Origin of the sequence: Nonomuraea jiangxiensis (assembly GCF_900099965.1) — a bacterium.
In the GTDB taxonomy this organism is placed as follows: Bacteria; Actinomycetota; Actinomycetes; order Streptosporangiales; family Streptosporangiaceae; genus Nonomuraea; species Nonomuraea jiangxiensis.
Window position 1 is genome coordinate 175,540 of record NZ_FNDJ01000009.1, and the last position, 22,252, is coordinate 197,791.

Consider the following 22,252-nt stretch of genomic DNA (forward strand, 5'->3'; position numbering starts at 1 on the left):
CGGGATACGGAGGGAGGTGGCCGGCGTGCGCCGGCCACCCTGGGGGACGGACTGCTTCAGACGCGGGTCCAGCGCTGGTTGCTTCCTCCGTTGCAGGTCCAGATGCGTGCCTTGGTGCCGTTGGCGGTGCCGCCGACGTCCAGGCACTTGTTCGCGCCGACGGCGGTGATCGTGCCGTCGGCGTTGAGCCGCCACTTCTGGTTGTTCTGGCCGTTGCAGTCCCAGATGATCACCGCGGTACCGTCTGCCGTCCCAGCACCGGTCACGTCCAGGCACTTACCGCCATAGACCCGCAGCTCACCGGCACTGGTACTGGTCCACTGCTGGTTCGCCTGCCCGTTGCAGTCCCAGAGCTGCGCCACCGCGCCATTGGCCTGCGAGGCGCCGTTCACGTCCAGGCACCGGTTCGACCCCACGCCCTTCAACGCGCTCGTGCCGCCCGAAGGCTCGCCCCCGGGCCCGGCGGCGGCGATCACGGCCTGGGCGCCGGCCGGCCAGGCGCCGTTGGCGACGGTGACGTTGTTGTTCACCACGTTTCCGCGGTCGCCGTTGGTCACGTTGGTGCTGCCGTTGGTCGACCAGTTGCCGGTGACGGTGAAGTTGCCCATGTTCTCGCCGTACCAGTAGTTGGCGGTGGCCCAGGTGCCGGTGTTCGACAGCACGTTGTTCCTGACGGTGTAGTACCTGGAGCCCTCGTCGAAGTAGATGCCGAACCAGCCGTTGGTGCGCAGGCAGTGGTTGTCGCTGATCACCGCACCCGGGTTCCACGACAGCGTGTAGATGCAGCCGCCGTCGGTCATCTGCTGCATGACGTCGTGCACGTAGTTGCCGACGAGCCGGTTGCCGGAGGCGGTGGTGGCCGTGGTGTAGCGCGGCTGGAAGTCGTACAGGCCGCGGTCGGCGTAGTGGGTGCTGCCGCCCGGCTCGTTGGCGCCCCAGCCGTACCCGATCGACATGCCGGTGTAGGGCAGGTTGTAGATCTCGTTGTGGGACACGTCGGTGCCGGTGACGTAGGTGGTCAGGACCGAGACGATGCCCCGGTGGTCCAGGCCGAGGTCGTGGATGCGGTTGTGGCTGATGGTGATGTTCCGGTTGACCATCCGCTGGTCGCTCGGGTGATGCGCGTCGGCGCGCACGCCGCCGACCACGACGCCGCCGGCCGAGCTGCGGGCGATCTCCGACCGGGTGACCGTGATGTTGCCGGCGCCCAGGCCGACCCCGCTGGCGTGCGCGTTGGCGTCGTTGCCGATGCCGATGGCCGTCTGTCCCAGGTTGAGGAAGCGCGAGTCGGTGAAGGTGATGGTGTTCGCCGCGGAGACCTGCACGGCGGCGGGCATCTGGTACCAGTTCGGCCGGGTCGCCTCGAACTGCCGGCAGCCCTGGTGGCAGGAGGTGAAGTCGGGCCAGCTCCAGTTGCCGGCGATGTAGGCGCCGGTCTGCTGGTCCACGAAGCCCTGGTTGCCGCTGGGGCCGAGCCAGCTCGTGCCGGTGAAGGTGATCCCGCTGAACGTGATGTGGTGCGCGGGCGCGTCATAGGTGCCTCCGACCTGCACCAGCGACTGCAGCACCAGCAGCTCCACGCTGACGTTGCCCATGTTCTGCCCGGCGAGCGGGATGTAGGACAGGGCGCCGGTCGCGGAGTCGAGGTACCACTCCCCCGGCGCGTCGAGGAACTCGTAGGCGTTGACCAGATACAGCGGCCCCGCCCGGTGCGGGCTGGAGAAGGTGTCGTATCCGAAGTTGTTGTTGTTCCAGGCGGGCTGCCGCATCGTGATGAGGTTTCCGCTGATGCTCTGCACCGGCGCGTACCGGTCGGTGAACGAGCCGACGCTCTCCATCTCGACCCGGCCCTGGTTGGCGAGGTTGTTCAGATAGCTCAGCGCGCTGCTGGTGAACCTCATCCCGGTGCTGCTCGCGGTGAAGTCGGACCGGTTCACGCTGGTGCGCGCCCGGGTGGCGAGCATGCCGTCGACGTACAGCTGCCGGGTGTCGATCCCGGCGCCGACGTTGGCGCGCCAGATGTTCCTGCCGGAGTCGGCCAGCGACCAGCCGGTGACCGCCCTGGCTCCGCTGATGACCGGAACGGCCCCCGCGGCGGCCTGCCACTTGACGGAGTAGCCGTTGTTGCCGGAGTCGGCGGCGGTCAGCCGGAGCGGCGTGGAGAGCCGGTACACCCCGCCGGCCAGCACCACGACGATGTCACCGGACATCGCGACGTTCAGCGAGCGGACCGCCGTCTGCGCCGCGGCCAGCGAGCACGGCTGGGTGGAGGTGCAGGCGGCGCCGGTGCCGGCGGGCGCGGCGTAGAGGGTCGTGGTGGCCGCGAGGGCCGGAGGGGCGGGGGCGATGAGGGCGAACGCCGCGGCCAGCACGGCGGTGACGAGGCCGACCAGGGCGGGTCTCGGCATCATCACGGGCGAAGGTAAGGGCACAGTCGTTCCTTTGGGGGTAGGGGCGCCGGCCTGCCTACTAATTACCTTCGGATCATGGGGGCCCGTCAAGAGATTAGGCGGGCTTATTTCACGATTCGCACATTGAGCGTACGACCAGAGTGAATCGGCACCTGTATTTACCAGCAGGAACATCGGCACCTGCGCATCCTCTACGCCGATCGGTCGCAGATGAACCGTTCATATGTGTCGTACTCATCGCGGAGCATGCGTCGCGGGGAGGCCCGGCTCATCGGTCATACTCATGCGGGGAACGGCAAGAAGGGAACACGGTGACCGACACTCCGCGCGAGAGCGGATACCGGCCGGGCTATGAGGTGGCGGCCGAGCAGGTGCTGGAACTGATCGTCCGGCTCGGCCTGCGTCCGGGCGATCGCATGCCGACCGAGAACGAGCTGGCCCAGCAGCTGGGCACCAGCCGTACCGTGGTGCGCGAGGCGGTGAAGATACTCTCCGCGCTCGGCCGGGTGCGCGCCCAGAAGGGCCGCGGCCTGTACGTGGCCGACGACGAAGGGATGTTCGGCACCGGGCGCTGGGGGTCCTTCTTCCTGCCGACCGACCTTGACCATGTCTACATGCTGTTCGAGTTCCGCCGGGCGCAGGAGATGGAAACCAGCCGGCTGGCCGCCCGCCGGGCCACCCCTGCCGAGCTGCGGGCCGTCGAAGAAGCGGCCGGCGTGTGCCGCCACGGCTTCGAGACCGGACGCGAGGACCTGTTCAACGAGGGCGACGACGCCTTTCACACCGCCATCGCCACGGCCTCGCACAACATGTTCCTGCAGGTCGCCGTGCGGGAGGCCCGCAGGCTGCAGGCGCAGTCGAGCCTGATCGGCCTGCGCGGCTCGGTGGGCGGGCACGCCGCCAAGGCCGTCGAGGAGCACGAGGCCATCTACCAGGCCATTCGCGCCGGCGATCCCGAAGCGGCCGCGCAGGCCGCAGCCAGGCACATCGACAACACCCTCGACGACTACCGCAGGGAGATTCAGCAGCGCCTCTTCTTCTCGTCCCACTGAGGCATCCGTCCCGGACGGGTCGGCCTGCCCGGGCGAGCGGGAGCGGGGCAGGCTTCCGCTCATCCCGGGGACCGCGTCGGGGAGGAGTGGTCGGCGACCGCCAGCAGCCGCCGTCCGGCGTCCTCCGGCCGGATGTGGGGGCCATCGGCGGGGCCGGCGGCAGGCCGGCGGAACGCGTTGATCGCCCGCTCGTCGACCGTGACGCCGAGGCCCGGCGAGTCGCCGAGGATGAACGTGCCGCCCTCGATGCGCAGGTCGAGTGACAGTCCGAGTGGCGGCTGCAGATCCTGCAACTCGCTGGCCAGGTGGTTCGGCACCGACGTGGCAGCGTGCAGCAGCGCGACGGGCGTGTTGCCGATCGGGCTGACCGGCAGGTCGTGTGCGTGCGCCAGCGCGGACGCCCGCAGGAAGTGGGACACCCCCCAGACGGCGGCCGTCTGGACGATGTCCACGGCCCCCGCGGCCAGCAGCGGGCGGAACTGCTCCAGCCCCGTGAGGTTCTCCCCCGTGGCGACGGAGGCGCGGATCCCGCGGCCGACGGTGGCCAGGCCTTCGGCGTCCCACCGCCGCACCGGCTCTTCGATCCACGTGAGATCCAGCGTGCGTTCGAGCTCGCAGACGTGCCGGACGGCCTGCTTGCGGGTCCAGGCCTCGTTCACGTCGAGCATCAGGCCCGGCCGCGCGCCGCGCCCGGCCTCGGTCAGGACGTCCCGGACCAGCGTCAGACGGCGCCGGTCGCGTTCGATGTCGAGGCCGCCCTTGATCTTGGCCGCGCGGAGCCCGTACTGGGCGTAGATCTGGTAGACCGCGACGAGTTCGTCGTCGGTCAGGCCGATGTCGAGGCCGGAGGCGTAGGCGGGCACCCCCCGGTCGCGCCCGCCGAGCAGGCGCCAGAGCGGCTCACCGGCCGCCTGGGCCTTGATGTCCCACAGGGCGGTGTCGAGCGCGCCGATCGTGCCGAAGACGGCACCGGCGTGGCCCGCCTTGAAGGTCCGCCGCAGCATGCGGTCGTAGAGCGCCGTCACGCCGCGCGGATCCTCACCTTCGATCGCGGCGAAGACGGTCTCGATCTCCACGTGCGGCCCGAGGCCGACGCCGGTGATCCCCTCGTCGGTGTCCACCAGGACGAGCGGCACCGGGACGGCTCCGTCGGCGAAGACGCCGTTGACGTCCCCGACGGGACGGCCCCATTCCTGGACCGTCGTCATGGTGCGATACCCCGTGATCCGCATGTCAGCCTTTCGTGGAACCGGCGGTGACGCCGTCGGCGATCTGCCGCTGGAGGAACAGATAGATCATCAGCACGGGTACCGCGGCGATCAGGACACCCGAGGCGAAGGCAGGAACGTCGTCGGTGTACTGCCCGCGCAGGGCGTTGACCCCGATCATGAGGGTGCGGTGTTCCGGCGACGGCATCATGAGCAGGGCGATGAGCACGTCGTTCCAGCAGAACAGAGCGTCGAGGATGCCGACCGACAGCAGCGCCGGCACGCCCAGCGGGAGCATGATCCGCCGGTACACGCCGTACACCGTGTTGCCGTCGATCCTGGCCGCGTCGACGATCTCCGCAGGGATGGTCCGGTAATGGCTCGTCATCAGGAAGACGGTGAACGGGAGGTACTGGGCGACGTAGGCCAGGATCAGTCCCGGATAGGTGTCGATGAGCCCGCTGTCGGCCATGACCCGGGTGAGCGGGACCATGATCACCTGGAACGGGATGAACAGCCCCGCGAGACAGCCCAGAAAAATCATCGAGGAACCGCGGAACCGCAGCCGGGCCAGCGCGAAGCCCGCCATCGACCCCAGCAGGAGCAGCAGCGCCACGGCGCAGGTGACGATGACGAACGAGTTGACGAAGTACCGCGCCATCCCGGCGCCGGTCCACGCCTCGGCGAGGTTGTCCCAGCGCAGGGAACCCGCCGGGGAGAACCGGTCGAGGACGTAGTCGCGACGGGTCTTCATCGCGACGTTGGCGGTGAACACGAGTGGATAGATCGTCGCCAGCGCGAGACCGGCCATCGGAACGGCGGCCGCCCACCTGGCCAGGCGTGCCCCGGGCATCAGTCCTGCCTCCCCGCGCGACGGAGCAGGGTGATCTGCAGGAGCCCCACCACGAGCATGACGACGAAGAGCACGGTCGAGGCGGCCGAGGCGAGCGCCGGCCGGTTCATCTGTCCCTGCTGGTGCCAGATGTAGTACTCCGGCAGGTAGGTGGCCCCTTCCGGGCCGCCGCTGGTCATGACGAAGAGCAGGCCGAACATGGACGTCAGCATTCCGATCATCGTCGTCACGAAGACGAACTGGATGGTGCGGGTCAGGCTCGGGATGATCACGTGCCAGATGCTCTGGCGGAGCGACGCGCCGTCCACGCGGGCGGCGTCCAGCAGCGAGGAGTCCAGGGTGCTGAATCCCGCGAGGAACACCACCAGGGCCATCCCGAACGTCGCCCAGACGTGCACGCCCACGACCGTGAACATGGCGATGCCCGGATCGCCGAGCCAGTCGACGGGGCCGGCGCCGATCGACCCCAGAAGGGAGTTCAGTGGGCCGTCGTACCCGAGCATGAGGTTGAAGATCGCGCCGACGATCACCGGTGAGAGCACGGCCGGGAAGAAGTAGACACTGCGGTAGACCCGGTGGCCCGGCACGCGCAGGTAGATGAAGGTCGCGAGCAGGCCCGGAATCGCCACCGCCAGGGGCAGCAGCAGCACCAGCAGCCCGACGTTGCGCAGCGAGATGTGGAACAGCGGGTCGCCGGCCAGCTCCAGATAGTTGCCCAGCCCGACGGGGGTGCCGTTGAGCTCGCCGTCACCGGTGAAGGAGAAGTTGACGCCCAGGGCCAAGGGCCACAGCCGCAGCGCCACGATGATCAGTACGGCCGGGGCGACCAGGACGTAGGGAGCCAGGCGCTCGGCGCGCGCCTTGCGGGCGGACGACGAGGGGCCTGCGATCCGCACGCGGTCAGCCCTTCCGGTCGGAGGCGGCCAGCTGCTCCAGAGCCTTGTCCACCGTGGTCGACCCGCTCAGGAGCTGCTGGGACAGCCTGCCCATCAGGTCGAGGGTCTTGGAGGACAGCGCCACGTGCAGGGCGGGTTTGCCGCTCTTGATCCCGGAGGCGATCGTGGCGACGGCCGGGCCGGCCTGCGAGACGTCGATCGTCGTGTCGGACACGATCGCGCCGGCCTTGCCGTAGAACGCCGTCAGGGCGCCGGTCGAGGTCAGGGATCGCACCAGATCGGCGGCCAGGTCGGGGGCCTTGGTCCACTTCGCGACCGCGTAGCCGATGCCGCCGTCGTACGGGAGGCTCGGGGTGGCCCCGTCGGTGACGACCGGAGCCTGCATGACGCCGATCTTGTCGGGCGGCAGGAACTCCTTGAAGTCGTTCCAGTGCCCGATGTCCGACATGAGGCCGATGATGTGAGCGGCCTTACCGGTCTCGAAGACCCGGAACACGTCGGTGAACATCGCGGTGGAGTTGGCGCCGTCGTTGTTGAGCCCCTTGTCGCCGGCGTCCTTCCACAGCTCGAAGATCCGCTTGACGCCAGGAGAGGTCCAGTCGCGCTTGCCGGCGATCCAGTCGTCGTACTCCTGGGGTGTGAGGACGCCGGACCCGAGGCCCGACAGGAAGAACTGGATGCCGAAGCCCTCCTTGTTGCCGAGCGCGAAGCAGGCTGCCCCGGTCGCCTTCTTGATGGCGGCGCAGCCGCTGACGAACTCGCTCCAGGTCTTGGGCGGGGCGGCCGGGTCGAGACCGGCCTGCTCGTAGAGTGCCTTGTTGTAGTAGATCGGGTGCCCCTGCAGGGTCACCGGCGCGGCGTAGACCTTGCCGTCCTTGCTGAACGCGTCCCAGCCCGCCAGCCGGCTCTTGTCCTGGGCCAGGTACTGGTCCAGCGAGAGAAGGGCATCTGCCCGGTCGCGGATCTGCCCTCCTCCGTTGAAGAGCATGACGTCGGGCCCCTTGCCGGCCTGGATCGCCGTGCCGAGCAGGGTGTAGTACTGGTCGAACGGCTGGGCGACGAACTCGACGGTGACCCCCGGATGCCGCTTGGCGAAGTCCGCCTTGGCCTGCTCGATGTAGGCCGCGGCGACCGGCTCACCGGACTTCCAGTCCCACACCACGAGCTTCTGCTGCTTCTGCTGCGCCTGTCCGGGCGGGGACTCCGTCCGGGTGGCGCTCCCACAGCCCGCCACGGCCAGTGCCGCGACCATCAGAGCCGACCATAACGTTCGCTGCTTCATCGTTGCCCGCTTCCCGGGAGTGGCCGCCGGATCCGGCCGACTGAGGCCAAACGTAATTCGTATGACGTCTTACGACAAGGGGGGTTCGCGTATACTGCTTGCCAGGTCACCGGAGGCGAAATGACGGCATCGCGGGAAACAGCCGGCAGTGTCCCGGCGGAACCGGCCTGGGTACGCCGCCCGGCCAGTCTCGCCAGAGCCGTGACGGCCGAGCTGGTCGAGCGCATCGTGCGCGGTGTGCACCCGCCGGGAACCTCGTTGCCCCCCGAGCCCGCATTGTGCGAGGCGTTCTCCGTGAGCCGCACCGTCGTGCGGGAGGCCGTCAAGATCCTTCAGGAGAAGGGGCTGGTGCAGGTCCGCCAGGGCTCCGGCACCATGGTGACCCCGCCGGCGATGTGGGACATGCTCGACGAGCTCGTCCTCAGCGCGACCATCGCCGAGGACGAGAGCCTGGCGATCCTCGACGACCTCGTCGTCACGCGGCGCGTGCTGGAATCCGACATGGCCAACGTCGCCGCCCGCCTGGCCGGGCCCGACACCATCGAACGGCTGCGCGCCCTGGTGGATCAGATGGACGGGCTCGTGGACGACCCGGTCACGTACGCCGAGAGCGACCGCGCCTTCCACGACACGATCATGCGGGCGTCGGACAACCGCATCGCGCGTGGCGTCGTGCGGTCGCTGGAAGGCCAGGTCGTCAACACCGCCCGGTACCTCGGCCGGACCGAGCGGGCCCTGTGCGTGGCGTCGAACCTGGGCCACCGCCGCATCTACGAGCGCATCGCCGCCCACGATCCCGAGGGCGCCGCCGAGGCGATGTTCCAGCACATCACCGAGGCCTGGATCGTGCGCCGCAGCGGAACGGCCGATCCCGTGCGCCTGCGGCGCTGACACGATCACACCGAGGCGATGGTCCATTGATTGTTGGTGCTGGTGTTCGGCGCCCACATCGCCACGGTGGAGCCGACGGTGCTGTTGCCCATCCCGTCCAGAGCGCTCCCCGTGCCCCGGTTGATGATCTGATAGCGCCCGCTGGCCACCGCGTTGAGGCGCCACTGCTGGTTGTCGCCGCCGTTCCAGGCCGCCTGCCGCGCGTTCGCGCCGTTCGCGGTGCTGCCCCAGCTGTCGATGACCATGCCGTTGGTGCGGTTGACGATGCGGTACCAGCCGCCGCCCAGATCCAGGAGCTGCCACTGCAGGTTGGTGCTGCCGTCGTAGCTCCACTGCTTGAGCACCGAGCCGGAGGCGACGTTGCCGCCGCTGTCCAGGAGGAGGCCGGTGGTGACGTTGGCGATGCGGACGTAGGTGGCCGGCGCGGCGGACACCGTGGTGCGGTAGGTGTGGCCGGCCTGGCCGGTCAGGGTGATGACGTCCGGCTCGGGCCTGGTGACGGTGACGGGGCCGCCGGTCGTGGTGTCGGTCGTCTGGAGGGTTCCGGCGAACGAGCGGCTGCGGACGTTGATCGTCGCATTGCGGTCGAAGGTGATGCGGACTTCGGTGGCCGCGCCGGAGCTCCAGGTCGCGTCCACGGTGTAGCCACCGCGTCCCCGGAGACCCTGCACCTTGCCGTTCGGCCAGGCCGCCGGCAGGGCCGGCAGCACGTGCAGCTCGCCGGTGTGGCTCTGCAGCAGCATCTCGGCGATGCCGGACGTGGCGCCGAAGTTGCCGTCGATCTGGAACGGGGGATGCAGGTCGAACATGTTCGGCGCAAGCCGGTCCGTCCGCACCAGAAGGCGGAGCAGCGCGTGCGCCCGGCTGCCTTCCTCCAGGCGCGCCCAGTAGTTGATCTTCCAGGCGAGCGACCAGCCGGTGCCGTCGTCGCCGCGCAGTTCGAGGGTGCGCCGGGCGGCGGTGTACAGCGCCGGGGTGCCGCGTCTGGTGATCTGGTTGCTGGGGTGCAGGCCGTAGAGGTGGGAGACGTGCCGGTGGTTGGTCTCGGGCTCGATCCAGTCGTACAGCCACTCCTGGATGTTGCCGCGCGAGCCGGTCTTCATCGGGGGAAGCCGGTCACGGGCGGCCAGGACTCGCGTCCGGAAGTCGGCGTCGGTGCCGAGCGCCTGAGTGGCCTTGGCGCAGCCGTCGAACAGGTCACGCAGGATCTGGTTGTCCATCGTGGGGCCGGCGCAGACGCTGACGCCCGAGTGGTGGGCCAGTTCCGGGGAGTTCGACGGGTTCGTGACCAGATAGCCGAGGTTCGGTTCCTGCACGAGGGTCTCGAGGAAGAACTGCGCGGCGCCCTTCATGGCCGGGTAGTACTGCCGGAGGAACTCCAGGTCGCCGGTGAAGGTGTAGTGGTCCCAGACGAGGGTGGCCAGCCACGCGCCGCCGGTCTGCCACATGCCCCAGAACGCGCCGTCCACGACCGACGTCCCCCGCCAGGCGTCGGTGTTGTGGTGGGTCACCCACCCGCCGGCGTTGTACTGCACCCGGGCCGTGCGGGCGCCGCTGACCGTGAGGTCGTTGATCATCTTGAAGACCGGCTCGTAGCATTCCGCCAGGTTCGTGGTGTCGGCCGGCCAGTAGTTCATCGGCAGGTTGGCGTTGATGGTGTATTTGGAGTCCCACGCCGGCGTCAGCGAATCGTTCCAGATGCCCTGCAGGTTGGCCGGTTGGGTGCCAGGCCGGGAGGAGGAGATCAGCAGGTAGCGGCCGTACTGGAACAGCAGCGCGGAGAACTGCGGGTCGTCGGTGCTCGCGTGCTGCGCGATCCGTACGTCGGTCGGCTGGTCGGCGGCCGCGGTGCGGCCGAGGTCGAGCGTCGTGCGCCCGAACAGCCGCTGGTAGTCGGCGACGTGCCGGCCGCGCAGGTCGTCGTACGCTCTGCCGGCCGCGGCGTCGAGATGGCGCCGGGCGATGCCCTGGTAGTCGCCGCCGACGTCGCGGAAGCCGAGGTAGCTGGAGCCGATGGAGATCAGCACAGTCACGCTGTCGGCGTTGCGCACCTGCAGCGTGCCGCCGGAGCTGCTGACGCTGCCGCCCTGGGCGACGGCCCGGGCCAGGGCGAGGAACCTGACGGAGCCGGCCACGCCTTCCATGTCGCCGGAGACGCCGTCGAGCGCCACGGTGGTCCCGTCCGGGCTGGTGCGCGTCGTCCGCTGAGGGCTGGCGAACGTCGCGGAGAACGTGATCGAGCCGGGCCTGTCGGCGGTCAGGCGGATGGCGATCACCTGGTCCGGGGCGCTCGCGAGCGCCTCGCGTCGGTACCGCACGCCGTTCTGCAGGTAGGACACGGTGGTGGTGGCCGTGGTGAGGTCCAGGTAGCGGTTGTACTCCGAGACGCCGGCGGTGCTGCCGAAGGTGAGGCGCAGGTCGCCGACGGTCTGGTAGGCCAGTTGGCCGGCCGGGGTGCCGAGCATGTTCTGGTCGATCAGGGTCTGGGCCTGGTTCCACTGGTTCTGGAAGACCAGTTGCCGGATCTGTCCCAGCGCCGCCGCCCCTCGGGGGTTGCTCTGGTCGTAGGGCCCGCCCGCCCAGACGGTGTCCTCGTTGAGCTGCAGCCGCTCGGTGTCGGCGTTGCCGAACACCATGGCGCCCAGGCGGCCGTTGCCGATCGGCAGGGCTCTCAGCCAGTCCGTGCCGGCGCTCTCGTCGTACCACAGGGCCAGGTCGTTCGCGGCGCGTACCTCCGCGGGAGGCGCCGAGGCGGCCCGGGCGGCGGCCGTCCAGGACAACGGCAACATCGCGGATCCGGCACCGGCCGCGCCGAATCTCAGTACTTGCCTTCGCGATAAATCGGACATGTCGCTTCTCGTTCCCTAGAGGGTCGCGGGCGTGCGGGGGGGCCGCGGGCGCATCGGCGACGGGAGGTGGTGGTGAACGATGTCTCGGCCGACTTCCTGGAGGAAGGTAAAGGCCCCTGACGCGGCTCGTCAACCGTTCGGCCGGAAGTAACTTAACTAAGATCAACCCGCTGGCACGGCGACCGCGGCCTGGTGCCGCCCTCGACGCGGAATGCGGTGAGTGGCGCCGTACGCTCCACCGGTGTGCGCCTTTCGCCACGTCAGGAACGGCGCGGCACCGCCCGGACCGGTCTGACGGAAGAGCAGCGTGACCCCGCCTCGGCGGCCATTCGTGACCCGCCGCACCGGCAGAGCCGGCACATCGAGGCGCGCGGCCTTCCGCAACTTAACGTCGAATCTCTGGCACGTTACCTGTTGCCAAGGGATGACTTCTGTGAAACTTTCACATGCACGGGCGACGCATCGTGATCTCCCTGGAGACGAAACTCCAGGCGAGAAGGCGTTCCTGCGCCGGCACCCGCGGCGGCGGGGACTCCCCCTCGTTGACGCCAGGCCGGACCGTCGGATGTACTCCGCGACAACGCCCTCACCGGAGGAGGCTCGTACACCCCTGCACCACGAATTGTTAGCGCTAACAATAAGCTCGCCTCGCCCGAGATGTTCCCGGTGACGTCACCGACGGATTGTTAGCGCTAACACCACATAGGGAAACCGAGGAGTTCCGTATGTCCTTGAGCCGTCGTCAGCTCCTTCAGGCCGCGGGCGCGACCGCCGCGCTCTCGGTCGCCGGCCAGGTGGCCACCGCCTCCCCCGCGCTGGCCGCGCTCCCCTGGGCCAGATCCGACCTCGGCGTGTCGGCCTACGAGTTCGACCTCGGCCAGGTCCGGCTGACCTCCGGCCGCTGGCTGGACAACCAGAACCGCACACTCGCCTACCTGCGCTTCGTCGACGTCGATCGGCTCCTGTACGTCTTCCGGGCCAACCACCGGCTGTCCACCGGTGGCGCGGCGGCCAACGGCGGCTGGGACGCGCCCGGCTTCCCGTTCCGATCGCACGTGCAGGGCCATTTCCTGACGGCGTGGGCGCAGACCTACGCCGTGCTCGGCGACACCACCTGCCGGGACAAGGCCGGCTACATGGTGGCCGAGCTGGCCCGATGCCAGGCGAACAACGGCGCCGCCGGATTCACCGCCGGCTACCTGTCCGGTTTCCCCGAGTCCGACATCACGGCCGTCGAGAACCGCACCCTGACCAACGGCAACGTGCCGTACTACTGCGTCCACAAGACCATGGCCGGGCTGCTGGACGTCTGGCGGCTGATCGGAAACACCCAGGCCAGGACCGTGCTGCTGGCCCTGGCGGGGTGGGTGGACGCGCGTACGTCCCGGCTGAGCCCAGCCCAGACGCAGGCCATGCTCGGCACCGAGTTCGGCGGCATGAACGCCGTGCTGACGGACCTGTACCAGCTGACCGGCGACGCCCGCTGGCTGGCCACGGCCCAGCGGTTCGACCACGCCGCCGTGTTCGACCCGCTGGCCGCGGGCCAGGACCGGCTCAACGGGTTGCACGCCAACACGCAGGTGCCCAAGTGGATCGGGGCCGCCCGCGAATACAAGGCGACGGGCACCACCCGCTACCGCGACATCGCCGTCAACGCCTGGTCCATCACGATCGGCGCGCACACGTACGTGAACGGCTCCAACAGCCAGGCCGAGCACTTCCGCGCCCCCGACGCGATCGCCGCCCACCTGGCCAGGGACACCGGCGAGGCGTGCAACACCTACAACATGCTCAAGCTGACCCGGGAGCTGTGGCTGCTGTCGCCGTCCCGGGCCGACTACTTCGACTACTACGAGAACGCCCTGCTCAACCATCTGATCGGGCAGCAGAACCCGGCCGACGCGCACGGGCATGTCACCTACTTCACCCCGCTCAATCCCGGCGGACGGCGGGGTGTCGGCCCGGCCTGGGGCGGCGGCACCTGGAGCACCGACTACGACTCCTTCTGGTGCTGCCAGGGCACCGGGATCGAGACCAACACCAAGCTGATGGACTCGATCTACTTCCACAACGGCACCACCCTGTACGTGAACCTGTTCACGCCCTCCACGCTCAACTGGAGCCAGCGGGGCATCACCGTCACCCAGACGACCTCCTACCCGGCCGCCGACACCACGTCGTTACAGGTCACCGGCAACGTGAGCGGATCGTGGACGATGCGCGTCCGCATCCCGGGCTGGACCCAGGGCGCGACGATCAGCGTCAACGGAGCCCAGCAGAACATCGCCACCACGCCGGGCACCTATGCCGACCTCACCCGGTCGTGGGCGCCGGGCGACACCGTGACCGTGCGGCTGCCCATGCGGGTGGTCATGAAGGCCGCCAACGACAACGCCGCGATCGCCGCCGCTGTTTACGGCCCGGTCGTGCTGTCCGGCGACTACGGCGACACGAGCCTGTCGTCGGCCCCCACCCTGACCCCCTCCACGATCACCCGGACCAGTGCGTCCTCCCTGTCCTTCACAGCCACCGCCAACGGGGCGTCGGTGCGGCTGGAACCGTTCCACGACGCTCACGGCCACAATTACGTCGTCTACTGGAACACCGGGACGGGCAGCGACGCGGCGAGTTTCCGGCTGGTCAACGCGGCCAGTGGGCTGGCCCTCGGCATCCAGAACATGTCCACCGCCGACGGCGGCCCGGCCCTGCAGTGGACCGACAACGGCACCGCCGACCACGACTGGGTCCCGATCGCCGACGGCAGCGCCCTGCGGTTCCGTAACGTGCACAGCGGCAAGGTGCTCGGCGTCGAGAACATGTCGACCGCCGACAACGCTCGGGTGCTCCAGTGGACCGACAACGGCACCGCCGACCACCGCTGGACGATCACCGACGCGGGCGACGGCTCCGTCAAGATCCGCAACGTGCACAGCTCCAAGCTGCTCGGCGTCCTGAACGGCTCGACGGCCAACGGCGCCCAGGTCGTCCAGGACTCCGACAACGGCAGCCCGGACAACCAGTGGCGGTTCATGCCGAACGGGGCACGGCGCATCCAGAACGCGGGCACCGGAATGGTGCTCGGCGTGACCGGCATGTCCACGGCCGACGGCGCGCTCGTCGTGCAGTGGGGCGACACGGGCACCGCCGACCACCTGTGGACGGCGATCGCCGACACCGGCGGCTACCTGCGGCTGCGCAACTCCCACAGCCAGAAGGTGCTGGGAGTGGAGAACATGGGCACCGTCGCCGGGTCGCGGGTCGTGCAGTGGGCCGACAACGGCACCGCCGACCACCGCTGGCGGCTGCGTCACGGGTCGGGCGCCGCCTTCCGCATCCAGTGCGCCAACGGCGGCCGCGTCCTCGGCCTCGCCGGCACCTCACAGGGTGCGCAGGTCGTGCTCACCGACGACAACGGCGCGAACAACACCCTCTGGAGGTTCCTGTGAGACGCGTGCTCACGGTCCTGTCGCCGCTGCTCCTCGTGGGCGTATGCCTCACGCCTCAGGACAGCTCCGACGGCCACGTGCGCTTCATCTCACGCCACAGCAACAAGGCCCTGGAGGTCCAGGGCGCCACCGAGAGCAACCCCTGCAACCTGCAACTCCTCTACCAGGGACGCAGCCCCAACTCCGGCGGCGACTACGGCCTCCTGCCCTACCGGCCGGGCCTGCTGACCCTGCAGCGCTGACTCCCCCGCTGACCTTTCTGCGAACCGGGTCCTGGACGCGGCATCTGGGAGTGTCCGCCGCGTCCAGGACCCACGAACATCCCCGTCACCCACCGCCTGAGGGAGACAACAGGTGAGACCCGCCCTGCGCACGGTCCTGTGTACCGTAGGCCTGCTTCTTGCGACCGTGCTGTTCCCGTCGGCGGCCAGAGCCGACAACCCGATCGTGCAGACCATCTACACGGCCGACCCCGCGCCGCTCGTCCACAACGGCCGCGTCTACCTCTACACCGGCCACGACGAGGACGGCTCCACGTACTTCACCATGCGTGACTGGCACGTCTACTCCTCCTCGGACCTGGCCAACTGGACCGACCACGGCTCGCCGATGAGCCTGGCCACCTTCGCCTGGGCCGACGCCAACGCCTGGGCCGGCCACGTCGCCGCCCGCAACGGCCGCTTCTACTGGTACGTGCCGGTCCGCGACCGCGCCACCGGCTCGATGGCCATCGGCGTCGCGGTCGCCGACAGCCCGACCGGGCCCTTCAGGGACGCCATCGGACGCCCGCTGGTCAACAACGGCGAGATCGACCCGAACGTGTTCATCGACGACAACGGCCAGGCCTACCTGTACTGGGGCAACCCCCGCCTCTGGTACGTCCGGCTGAACACGGACATGATCTCCTTCTCCGGCAGCCCGACCCAGATCCCGCTCACCACCGCGGGCTTCGGCACGCGCACCGGCAACACCGGCCGCCCGACCCTGTACGAGGAGGGCCCCTGGGTCTTCAAGCGCAACGGCCTGTGCTACATCGTCTTCGCCGCCGAGTGCTGCTCGGAGTTCATCGGCTACTCGACGGCGCCCAGCGCCACCGGGCCGTGGACCTACCGAGGGACGATCATGCCGCGCCAGGGCAGCAGCTTCACCAACCACGCCGGGGTCATCGACTTCAACGGCGGCTCGTACTTCTTCTACCACAACGGCGCCCTCCCCGGTGGAGGCGGTTACACCAGGTCGGTGGCCGTGGAGAAGTTCACCTACAACGCCGACGGCACGTTCCCCACCATCACCATGACCACTGCCGGACCGCCCCAGATCGGCACGCTCAACCCGTTCGTCCGCCAGGAGGCCGAGACGATCGCCTGGGCCTCCGGGGTCGAGACCGAACCGTCCGGCGAGGGCGGCATGAACGTGGGCTTCATCGAGAACGGCGACTACCTCAAGGTCAAGGGTGTCGCCTTCGGCGACGGCGCCTCCTCCTTCACCGCCCGCGTGGCGTCGGGCACCAGCGGCGGCCGGATCGAGCTGCGGCTCGGCAGCGCCACCGGCACTCTCGTGGGCACCTGCACCGTCGCGGGCACCGGCGGGTGGCAGAACTGGAGCTCGGTCACCTGCCCGGTGTCCGGGGCGACCGGCACGCGTGACCTCTACCTCCGCTTCGCCGGCAGCAGCGGCTACCTGCTCAACCTCAACTGGTGGCAGTTCACGCCGGGCGGCGGCAGCGGCACCGAACTGCTGACGAACGGCACCATGGAGAACGGCACGACGGGCTGGACCTCCTCCGGCGGAACTCTGTCCGCCGTCACCGACGTCGCCCACGCGGGCAGCCGGTCCCTGCTCAACTCCGGCCGTACCGCGGCCTGGAACGGCCCCCACCAGAACGTGACCGCAAGGCTCACCAACGGCAAGAGCTACACCACGAGCGTCTGGGTGCGGTCGCAGAGCGGAACCCCCAGCGCGAAGGCCACCCTGACACTCACGGCGAACGGCACCACGAGCTACCACCAGCTCACCCCGGCGCAAACGGTCGGCACGAACGGCTGGACCCAGCTCACCGGCACCACGACCGTGTCATGGACCGGAACGCTGACCAACGCCTCCTTCTACGTCGAGACGACCGCCGGCACCGACGGCCTCTACGTCGACGACGCCTCCTTCCAGTGACCCGGAGAGACATCGATGAGCAGGAAACGAACGCGCTTCTCCCTCGCCCTGACCATGATGCTTACCCTGACGACGGGGGCCGTCGCGCTCGGCCCGCCCCTGCCGGCGCAGGCTCTGGAGAACGGCGTGGGCCGCACCCCGCCCATGGGCTGGAACACCTGGAACACCTTCGGGTGCAACATCAGCGAGACGCTGATCAAGCAAACGGCCGACGCGCTCGTCAGCTCCGGCATGCGTGACCTGGGCTACCAGTACGTCGTGGTCGACGACTGCTGGTTCGATCCCAACCGCGACTCGGCCGGAAACCTCCAGGCCAACCCGTCCCGGTTCCCGAGCGGCATGAAGGCGCTCGGCGACTACCTGCACGCCAGGAACCTGAAGTTCGGCCTCTACCAGGCGCCGCTGGACCGGACCTGCGCCCAGTACTTCGGCGCCTACCCGGGCGCGACCGGCAGCCTCGGTCACGAGGCCCAGGACGCCCGGCAGTTCGCCGCCTGGGGCGTCGACTACCTCAAGTACGACTGGTGCTCCCCCACCGGCACCATAGACGACCAGGTGCGCACCTTCGCGAAGATGCGCGACGCGCTGGCCGCCACCGGCAGGCCGATCCTCTACAGCATCAACCCCAACAGCATCCACGAGAAGACCGGCCCGCAGCGTGACTGGGGCGACGTCGCCAACATCTGGCGCACGACCGAGGACATCACCAACGCCTGGAACACGGGGCAGACCAACGGCTACCCGATGGGCATCCAGAACATCGTCAACGTCAACGTCCCGCTCGCGGGCCGCGCCCGGCCGGGGCAGTTCAACGACCCCGACATGATGGTCGTCGGCCGGGGCGGCATGAACGACACCGAGATGCGCAGCCACTTCGCCCTCTGGGCCGTCATGGCCGCCCCGCTCATCGCCGGGAACGACGTCCGCACCATGGACGCCGTCACCTCGACGATCATGAAGAACGCGAACCTGATCGCCATCAACCAGGACCCGCTCGGCCTGCAGGCCACGCAGGTCGCCAACGACGGCACCCGCCGCGTTCTGGCCAAGCGGCTGAACAACGGCGACGTCGCGGTCGCCCTGTTCAACCAGGGCGGTAGCACCACCACGATCAGCACCACCGCCTCCGCCATCGGCCTGACCGGCGGCCCGTTCACGGTCCGTGACGCCTGGACGAACGCCGTCACCACGACGACCGGCGCCATCTCGGCGAGCGTGCCCGCGCACGGCACCGCCGTGTTCCGGATCAGCGGCGGCACCGCCACCCCGGCCACCCGGATCCAGGGGACCGGCTCCGGCAGGTGCCTCGACGTGAACGGCGCCTCCCAGGCCAACGGCACCCAAGTGATCATCTGGGACTGCCACCAGCAAACCAACCAGCAGTGGACCGGCACGGCCGCCGGCGAGTTGCGCGTCTTCGGCACCAAGTGCCTGGACGTCAACAACGCCGGCACCGCCGACGGCACCGGCGTCATCATCTGGGACTGCAACGGTCAGAGCAACCAGAAATGGCGTTTCAACACCGACGGCAGCATCACCGCCGTCGGCGCGAACAAGTGCCTGGACGTGGCGGGCAACGCCACGGCCAACGGCACCAGGCTCCAGATCTGGACCTGCACGGGCGCGGCCAACCAACGTTGGTCCCGGATATAGGAGCCGCTCGCAGGCGGAGCGGCCCGACAGCCCCGGGCCACCCTCTCGTCAACGGCAGGTACAGGCGCACCTGCGACCGGCCAGGACCAGGCCGCGCGGCCTGGTCCTGAGTGCTCCCGATTGACTCCTTCGGCGATGCCGGTCTCGCCCGCTGGCGCACCCCAGGCTGTCGAGCATGGACCCGCCCCGCTTCGACCTCGGCCGGCGGGCGGTGGAGCCGCTGCTGGGCGACGGTGCGCGGGCCCGCGTGCACCGGCTGCCGGCGGAACTGCGCGCCAGGAAGTCGGTGGGACCGCCGTCCCGCTGAACGAGTGGCGGGAGGCGACACGCCAGAAGGGCTGACCGGGGGGGCCGGCCACGCGCACACCCTGTCCCCCTTGGGCTCCCGACGAGCGGGGGTCCACTCCCATACAGGCCGTAAAGTCGGTCTTATCCGGTTTCGGTCGGGCAGACTCATACCCGTGGACGAGACGCTACAGAAGATCATCAAGGACCTCAACGAGGCCGCGGCCCAGCACGACGCCGCTCAGCAGGACAGGCTGGACCGGTGGCGGGTGCTGGAGCCCGACGCCGGAGAGTTCCTGTGGTTCCTGGCCCAGAGCATCAGCGCGCGGATCATCGTGGAGGTGGGCACCTCCCGCGGCGTGTCCACGCTGTGGCTGGCCGACGCGGCCCGCGCGGTCGGCGGGCACGTCCTCAGCCTCGACACCGACGCCGACGCCCAGGCGCACGCCCGGCGCACGACGACCGACGCCGGCCTGGCCGATCACGTGGAGTTCCGCGTCGCCGACGGCGGCTCCGCGCTCGCGAGCATGCCGGACGGCGCGGTGGACCTGCTCTTCCTCGACGCCGAACGCCCCGAGTACCCGTCATGGTGGCCGCATCCCTACCGGGTGCTGCGCCAGGGCGGCGTCCTCGTGGCCGACAACGCCCTGTCCCACCCCGAGGAGATCGCCCCGCTGCACGACCTGCTGCGGCAGGAGCCACGGCTGACCGTGACCACGATCAACGTCGGCAAGGGGGAACTGGTCGCGCTACGACGGTGACCGGCCCGTCGTTGAACTCGTCGCCCTGCGTTGCCCGATCACCGCGCACCGTCGCCGCCCGTGCACAAAGATGGAGGCAGAGTCACCACGGGCTCCGAAGAGGCGACGCCGTCGCCCCGTGACGGAGGTGCGCATGAGCGTGAGCCGGATCGCCGAACGGGCGGTGCAGTGGGTGATGGCGGTCGCGGGCATCGGGATCTCGCTGGCCGGCCTGCTGGGGTTACTCGACAACGTGGCCCTGGGCGGCGCCCTGCCGAAGATCACGCTGCTCATCCTCAGCACGGTGGTGGTCTACCTCCTGCTGGAGCTCGGCCGGCTGCGTGTGGTCGACGACATCCACGACGTCGTACGACGGCTCGACACGGACGCGATCGTCCGCGACCGCCTGCGTGACCAATACGGCGGCGTGGCACGCGTGCACCGCGGGTTCCCCGGCCAGGTGTTCGCGGAGCACCTCGGCGCGGCCCGCAGCGAGGTACGCATCCTGCAGACCTGGATCCCCAACCTGCAGAACTTCCAGCAGGAGCTGGAGGACGCCATCGTCCACAGGCGGATCCGGGTCCGCGTGCTGCTGCTGCATCCCGCGTCCCCGGTCGCGCTGCTCCGCGACGAGGCGCTGGCCGGGCATCGCGAGCCCGCCGCCGAGGTGAACGTCCGCGAGAGCGTGGAGCACTGCCTGGAGACCTTCTCCAAGATCCACGCCAGACTGGGCGAGCACCACGGACTCCTCCAGGTTCACGTCTACAACTCGCTGCCGTCGGTCGCCGTCTACCAGGTGGACGAGCGCTACTTCGTCAGCTCCTTCCTGCACGGCAAGCTCGCCATCGACTCCAGCCAGATCGAGGTGGAGGGCAGCGACACCGGCATGGGCCGCGACGTACGCCACGAGCTGGACAAGATCTGGGACATCAGCCACCCCGTCGATCCCGGCGACTGGCGCAGATCGGTCAACAACCTCCGTTTCTAGGCGCGAAAGGACTGTCCCGTGGACGATTCCGGCTTCCTCAGAGAGCTCGACGGCTTCGAAGACGGCCTGATCGAGGACTTCAAGCGGCATCCCGTGCTCGTCCACGTGCCGCTGCTCTCCGACGACGACTTCGCCACGCTGCTGCTGCAGCGGCGCTTCCTGTCGCTGGCCTTCACCCCGGCCTACGACCTGGCGATCGACCTGCTGACCGATGAGAGCGGGCTGCGCATCGCCCGTACGATCCTGCGCGAGGAATATCCGGGCAGCCACGGCCGCACGCGCTCGCACCGCGAGGACATGAAGGAGGACCTACTCCAGCTCGGCGTCACCCGGCAGGCGCTGGTCGAGGCCCGGCCGACCGGGGCGACGACGGCCGCCGTCACGGGCACCCTGGAGCTCATCGCCGACGCCGGGCGGGCCGAGCACGCGGATCTGCGGCTGCTGACGATCCTGCGCTTCTGGGGAGAGATCCTCGTCTCACTGGAATACGGGCGGTTCTGGCCCCGGATGGAGGGGCGGCTGACGCACAACGGCAAGAACCAGTCCTACTTCTACTACCCCCACCTGGTGCATGACGCGAAGGCGCATCCGCTCGCGACGACCTCCCGGCTGTCGGCCAGCCACTCCGACCGGCTCGGCGTGCGGCTGAGCGAGTTGCTGGCGCGTGACGGGGACACCGACGGGTTCCGGCAGGTCGAGCAGCGGGCGTACCAGTTGCGGGTGGACTTCTACGACCAGTTCCTGCCGATGGCCCGGCAACCGGAAGAGGCGTCCCCATCCCTGACGCCCTGATCAGTGGGCCTCCCCAGTGGAAGGCCCGCCTCCGGCTTGCCGGAAGGGTGGCCCGCTCTAGCGGGAGTAGAACTCGACCACGAGCTGCTCGCCCACGGCGACGGCGAGTCAACCGTGCTCAGCGGGATGACCGGCACGACCGTCGCTCCTGCAGTAAGGATGGCGTGGTGCACGCGGCGAAACTTCACCATGTCCGGACACTGGAGCCGCGATTCGGTCGCCGCGACCTGGGCTGATCTTCGTCACAGCCGCAGCCAGGGTATGTACGTGGTGCCAGACCTCGGGATTCATGTTGTCCGCCGCGGACAGGTCAGTCACGCTGGGTGAGGACGACCACACCCTGCCCTGCGCCCACGCCTGCGATCAAGCCGCTCAAGGCCATGGCTGTCGGGCGCAGGCTCGACCGTGAGCCGCGCAATTTGCCGATGGGAGTCCGGCGGGCAGGGCGAAATGGACGCGACGCATCAGGGTTCCCTTTCACTCGGCGGATGACGGCTCAGGTGAAGGCGGCGACACCGGTCAGGGTGCGGCCGATCAGCAGCTTGTGGATCTGGCTCGTTCCTTCGTAGAGGGTCATCACGCGGGCGTCCCGCAGGTACTTGGCGACTGGGTATTCGTCGATGCCTTCCTCGCGCGAAGAACTGGGGCCACCGCGCTACGTCGTCAAAGCCTGGTAAGACGGCCTGCCCATGACGAGGGCCGCGCCGACTGTGCTGTAGGCGACGCAGTTTCACCAACGG

At 69.3% G+C, this 22,252-nt stretch carries 17 protein-coding genes; 10 read left to right on the top strand and 7 right to left on the bottom strand.

Annotation, left to right across the window (positions count from 1 at the left end; genetic code table 11):
- Positions 1 to 56 precede the first annotated feature (56 nt).
- Complete coding sequence (locus BLS95_RS58010; RefSeq protein WP_090933754.1) at positions 57 to 2,411, bottom strand: RICIN domain-containing protein; 2,355 nt, start codon at positions 2,409 to 2,411, stop codon at positions 57 to 59.
- Between the two features lie 311 nt (positions 2,412 to 2,722).
- On the opposite strand from BLS95_RS58010, the gene BLS95_RS20985 reads away from it, so the two are divergent.
- Entirely contained in the window at positions 2,723 to 3,463 is a 741-nt protein-coding gene (locus BLS95_RS20985; RefSeq protein ID WP_090933756.1) for a FadR/GntR family transcriptional regulator, read from the top strand.
- A gap of 59 nt (positions 3,464 to 3,522) precedes the next feature.
- On the opposite strand, the gene BLS95_RS20990 is transcribed toward BLS95_RS20985, so the two are convergent.
- Genes BLS95_RS20990 through BLS95_RS21005 form a run of 4 tightly spaced genes read right to left on the bottom strand, consistent with a single transcriptional unit; the run spans position 3,523 to position 7,672 of the window.
- Positions 3,523 to 4,671 (bottom strand): mandelate racemase/muconate lactonizing enzyme family protein, encoded by a 1,149-nt coding sequence (locus BLS95_RS20990; protein WP_218135890.1) that lies wholly within the window; start codon positions 4,669 to 4,671, stop codon positions 3,523 to 3,525.
- Between the two features lie 25 nt (positions 4,672 to 4,696).
- On the bottom strand, positions 4,697 to 5,524 hold the full coding sequence (locus tag BLS95_RS20995) for a carbohydrate ABC transporter permease (protein ID WP_090933760.1): 828 nt from the start codon (positions 5,522 to 5,524) through the stop codon (positions 4,697 to 4,699).
- Complete coding sequence (locus BLS95_RS21000; protein WP_090933762.1) at positions 5,524 to 6,420, bottom strand: carbohydrate ABC transporter permease; 897 nt, start codon at positions 6,418 to 6,420, stop codon at positions 5,524 to 5,526. Before BLS95_RS21000 ends, BLS95_RS20995 begins: the two co-directional genes overlap by 1 nt.
- Before the next feature lie 4 nt (positions 6,421 to 6,424).
- Positions 6,425 to 7,672 carry an ABC transporter substrate-binding protein gene (locus tag BLS95_RS21005; protein WP_218135891.1) on the bottom strand — a complete coding sequence of 416 codons (1,248 nt, stop codon included), beginning with the start codon at positions 7,670 to 7,672 and terminating at the stop codon, positions 6,425 to 6,427.
- 150 nt (positions 7,673 to 7,822) lie between these two features.
- Between BLS95_RS21005 and BLS95_RS21010 the strand changes: the two genes are divergently transcribed.
- A complete protein-coding gene (locus BLS95_RS21010) occupies positions 7,823 to 8,593 on the top strand; it encodes a FadR/GntR family transcriptional regulator (RefSeq protein WP_176993298.1) in 771 nt (256 codons plus the stop codon).
- A gap of 5 nt (positions 8,594 to 8,598) precedes the next feature.
- Here BLS95_RS21010 and BLS95_RS21015 read toward each other — a convergent pair whose 3' ends face one another.
- The gene (locus BLS95_RS21015; RefSeq protein ID WP_245765189.1) at positions 8,599 to 11,382 is read right to left on the bottom strand and encodes a glycosyl hydrolase family 95 catalytic domain-containing protein; all 2,784 of its coding nucleotides are present in this window, start codon (positions 11,380 to 11,382) and stop codon (positions 8,599 to 8,601) included.
- Between the two features lie 785 nt (positions 11,383 to 12,167).
- On the opposite strand from BLS95_RS21015, the gene BLS95_RS21020 reads away from it, so the two are divergent.
- The 8 genes from BLS95_RS21020 (at position 12,168) to BLS95_RS21050 (ending at position 21,512) form a co-directional block, all read left to right on the top strand.
- A complete protein-coding gene (locus BLS95_RS21020; RefSeq protein WP_090933770.1) occupies positions 12,168 to 14,888 on the top strand; it encodes a beta-L-arabinofuranosidase domain-containing protein in 2,721 nt (906 codons plus the stop codon).
- The gene (locus BLS95_RS21025; protein WP_143043814.1) at positions 14,885 to 15,130 is read left to right on the top strand and encodes a hypothetical protein; all 246 of its coding nucleotides are present in this window, start codon (positions 14,885 to 14,887) and stop codon (positions 15,128 to 15,130) included. The genes BLS95_RS21020 and BLS95_RS21025 overlap by 4 nt, the downstream gene beginning before the upstream one ends.
- Positions 15,131 to 15,242: 112 nt before the next feature.
- Positions 15,243 to 17,054: a family 43 glycosylhydrolase gene (locus BLS95_RS21030; RefSeq protein ID WP_090933773.1), complete on the top strand. Its 1,812-nt coding sequence runs from the start codon at positions 15,243 to 15,245 to the stop codon at positions 17,052 to 17,054.
- Positions 17,055 to 17,069: 15 nt separating this feature from the next.
- Positions 17,070 to 18,707, top strand: a complete 1,638-nt coding sequence (locus BLS95_RS21035; protein ID WP_090933775.1) for a glycoside hydrolase family 27 protein — start codon at positions 17,070 to 17,072, stop codon at positions 18,705 to 18,707.
- A 175-nt stretch (positions 18,708 to 18,882) separates the two neighbouring features.
- Complete coding sequence (locus BLS95_RS59060) at positions 18,883 to 19,014, top strand: hypothetical protein (protein WP_281250019.1); 132 nt, start codon at positions 18,883 to 18,885, stop codon at positions 19,012 to 19,014.
- A gap of 154 nt (positions 19,015 to 19,168) precedes the next feature.
- Positions 19,169 to 19,753 (top strand): O-methyltransferase, encoded by a 585-nt coding sequence (locus BLS95_RS21040; RefSeq protein ID WP_218135892.1) that lies wholly within the window; start codon positions 19,169 to 19,171, stop codon positions 19,751 to 19,753.
- A gap of 133 nt (positions 19,754 to 19,886) precedes the next feature.
- Complete coding sequence (locus tag BLS95_RS21045; protein ID WP_090933776.1) at positions 19,887 to 20,720, top strand: hypothetical protein; 834 nt, start codon at positions 19,887 to 19,889, stop codon at positions 20,718 to 20,720.
- A gap of 18 nt (positions 20,721 to 20,738) precedes the next feature.
- Positions 20,739 to 21,512 (top strand): hypothetical protein, encoded by a 774-nt coding sequence (locus BLS95_RS21050; protein WP_090933778.1) that lies wholly within the window; start codon positions 20,739 to 20,741, stop codon positions 21,510 to 21,512.
- Between the two features lie 496 nt (positions 21,513 to 22,008).
- Here BLS95_RS21050 and BLS95_RS59065 read toward each other — a convergent pair whose 3' ends face one another.
- Positions 22,009 to 22,134 (bottom strand): acyl-CoA dehydrogenase family protein, encoded by a 126-nt coding sequence (locus BLS95_RS59065; protein WP_281250023.1) that lies wholly within the window; start codon positions 22,132 to 22,134, stop codon positions 22,009 to 22,011.
- Between the last annotated feature and the right edge of the window lie 118 nt (positions 22,135 to 22,252).

Bases quoted from the DNA above. Each gene is read 5' to 3' on its own strand.
- BLS95_RS58010 (WP_090933754.1), bottom strand. From the start codon at position 2,411: ATGATGCCGAGACCCGCCCTGGTCGGCCTCGTCACCGCCGTGCTGGCC.
- BLS95_RS20990 (WP_218135890.1), bottom strand. From the start codon at position 4,671: ATGACGACGGTCCAGGAATGGGGCCGTCCCGTCGGGGACGTCAACGGC.
- BLS95_RS20995 (WP_090933760.1), bottom strand. From the start codon at position 5,524: ATGCCCGGGGCACGCCTGGCCAGGTGGGCGGCCGCCGTTCCGATGGCC.
- BLS95_RS21005 (WP_218135891.1), bottom strand. From the start codon at position 7,672: ATGGTCGCGGCACTGGCCGTGGCGGGCTGTGGGAGCGCCACCCGGACG.
- BLS95_RS21010 (WP_176993298.1), top strand. From the start codon at position 7,823: ATGACGGCATCGCGGGAAACAGCCGGCAGTGTCCCGGCGGAACCGGCC.
- BLS95_RS21015 (WP_245765189.1), bottom strand. From the start codon at position 11,382: ATGTTGCCGTTGTCCTGGACGGCCGCCGCCCGGGCCGCCTCGGCGCCT.
- BLS95_RS21020 (WP_090933770.1), top strand. From the start codon at position 12,168: ATGTCCTTGAGCCGTCGTCAGCTCCTTCAGGCCGCGGGCGCGACCGCC.
- BLS95_RS21035 (WP_090933775.1), top strand. From the start codon at position 17,070: ATGAGCAGGAAACGAACGCGCTTCTCCCTCGCCCTGACCATGATGCTT.
- BLS95_RS59060 (WP_281250019.1), top strand. From the start codon at position 18,883: ATGGACCCGCCCCGCTTCGACCTCGGCCGGCGGGCGGTGGAGCCGCTG.
- BLS95_RS21045 (WP_090933776.1), top strand. From the start codon at position 19,887: ATGAGCGTGAGCCGGATCGCCGAACGGGCGGTGCAGTGGGTGATGGCG.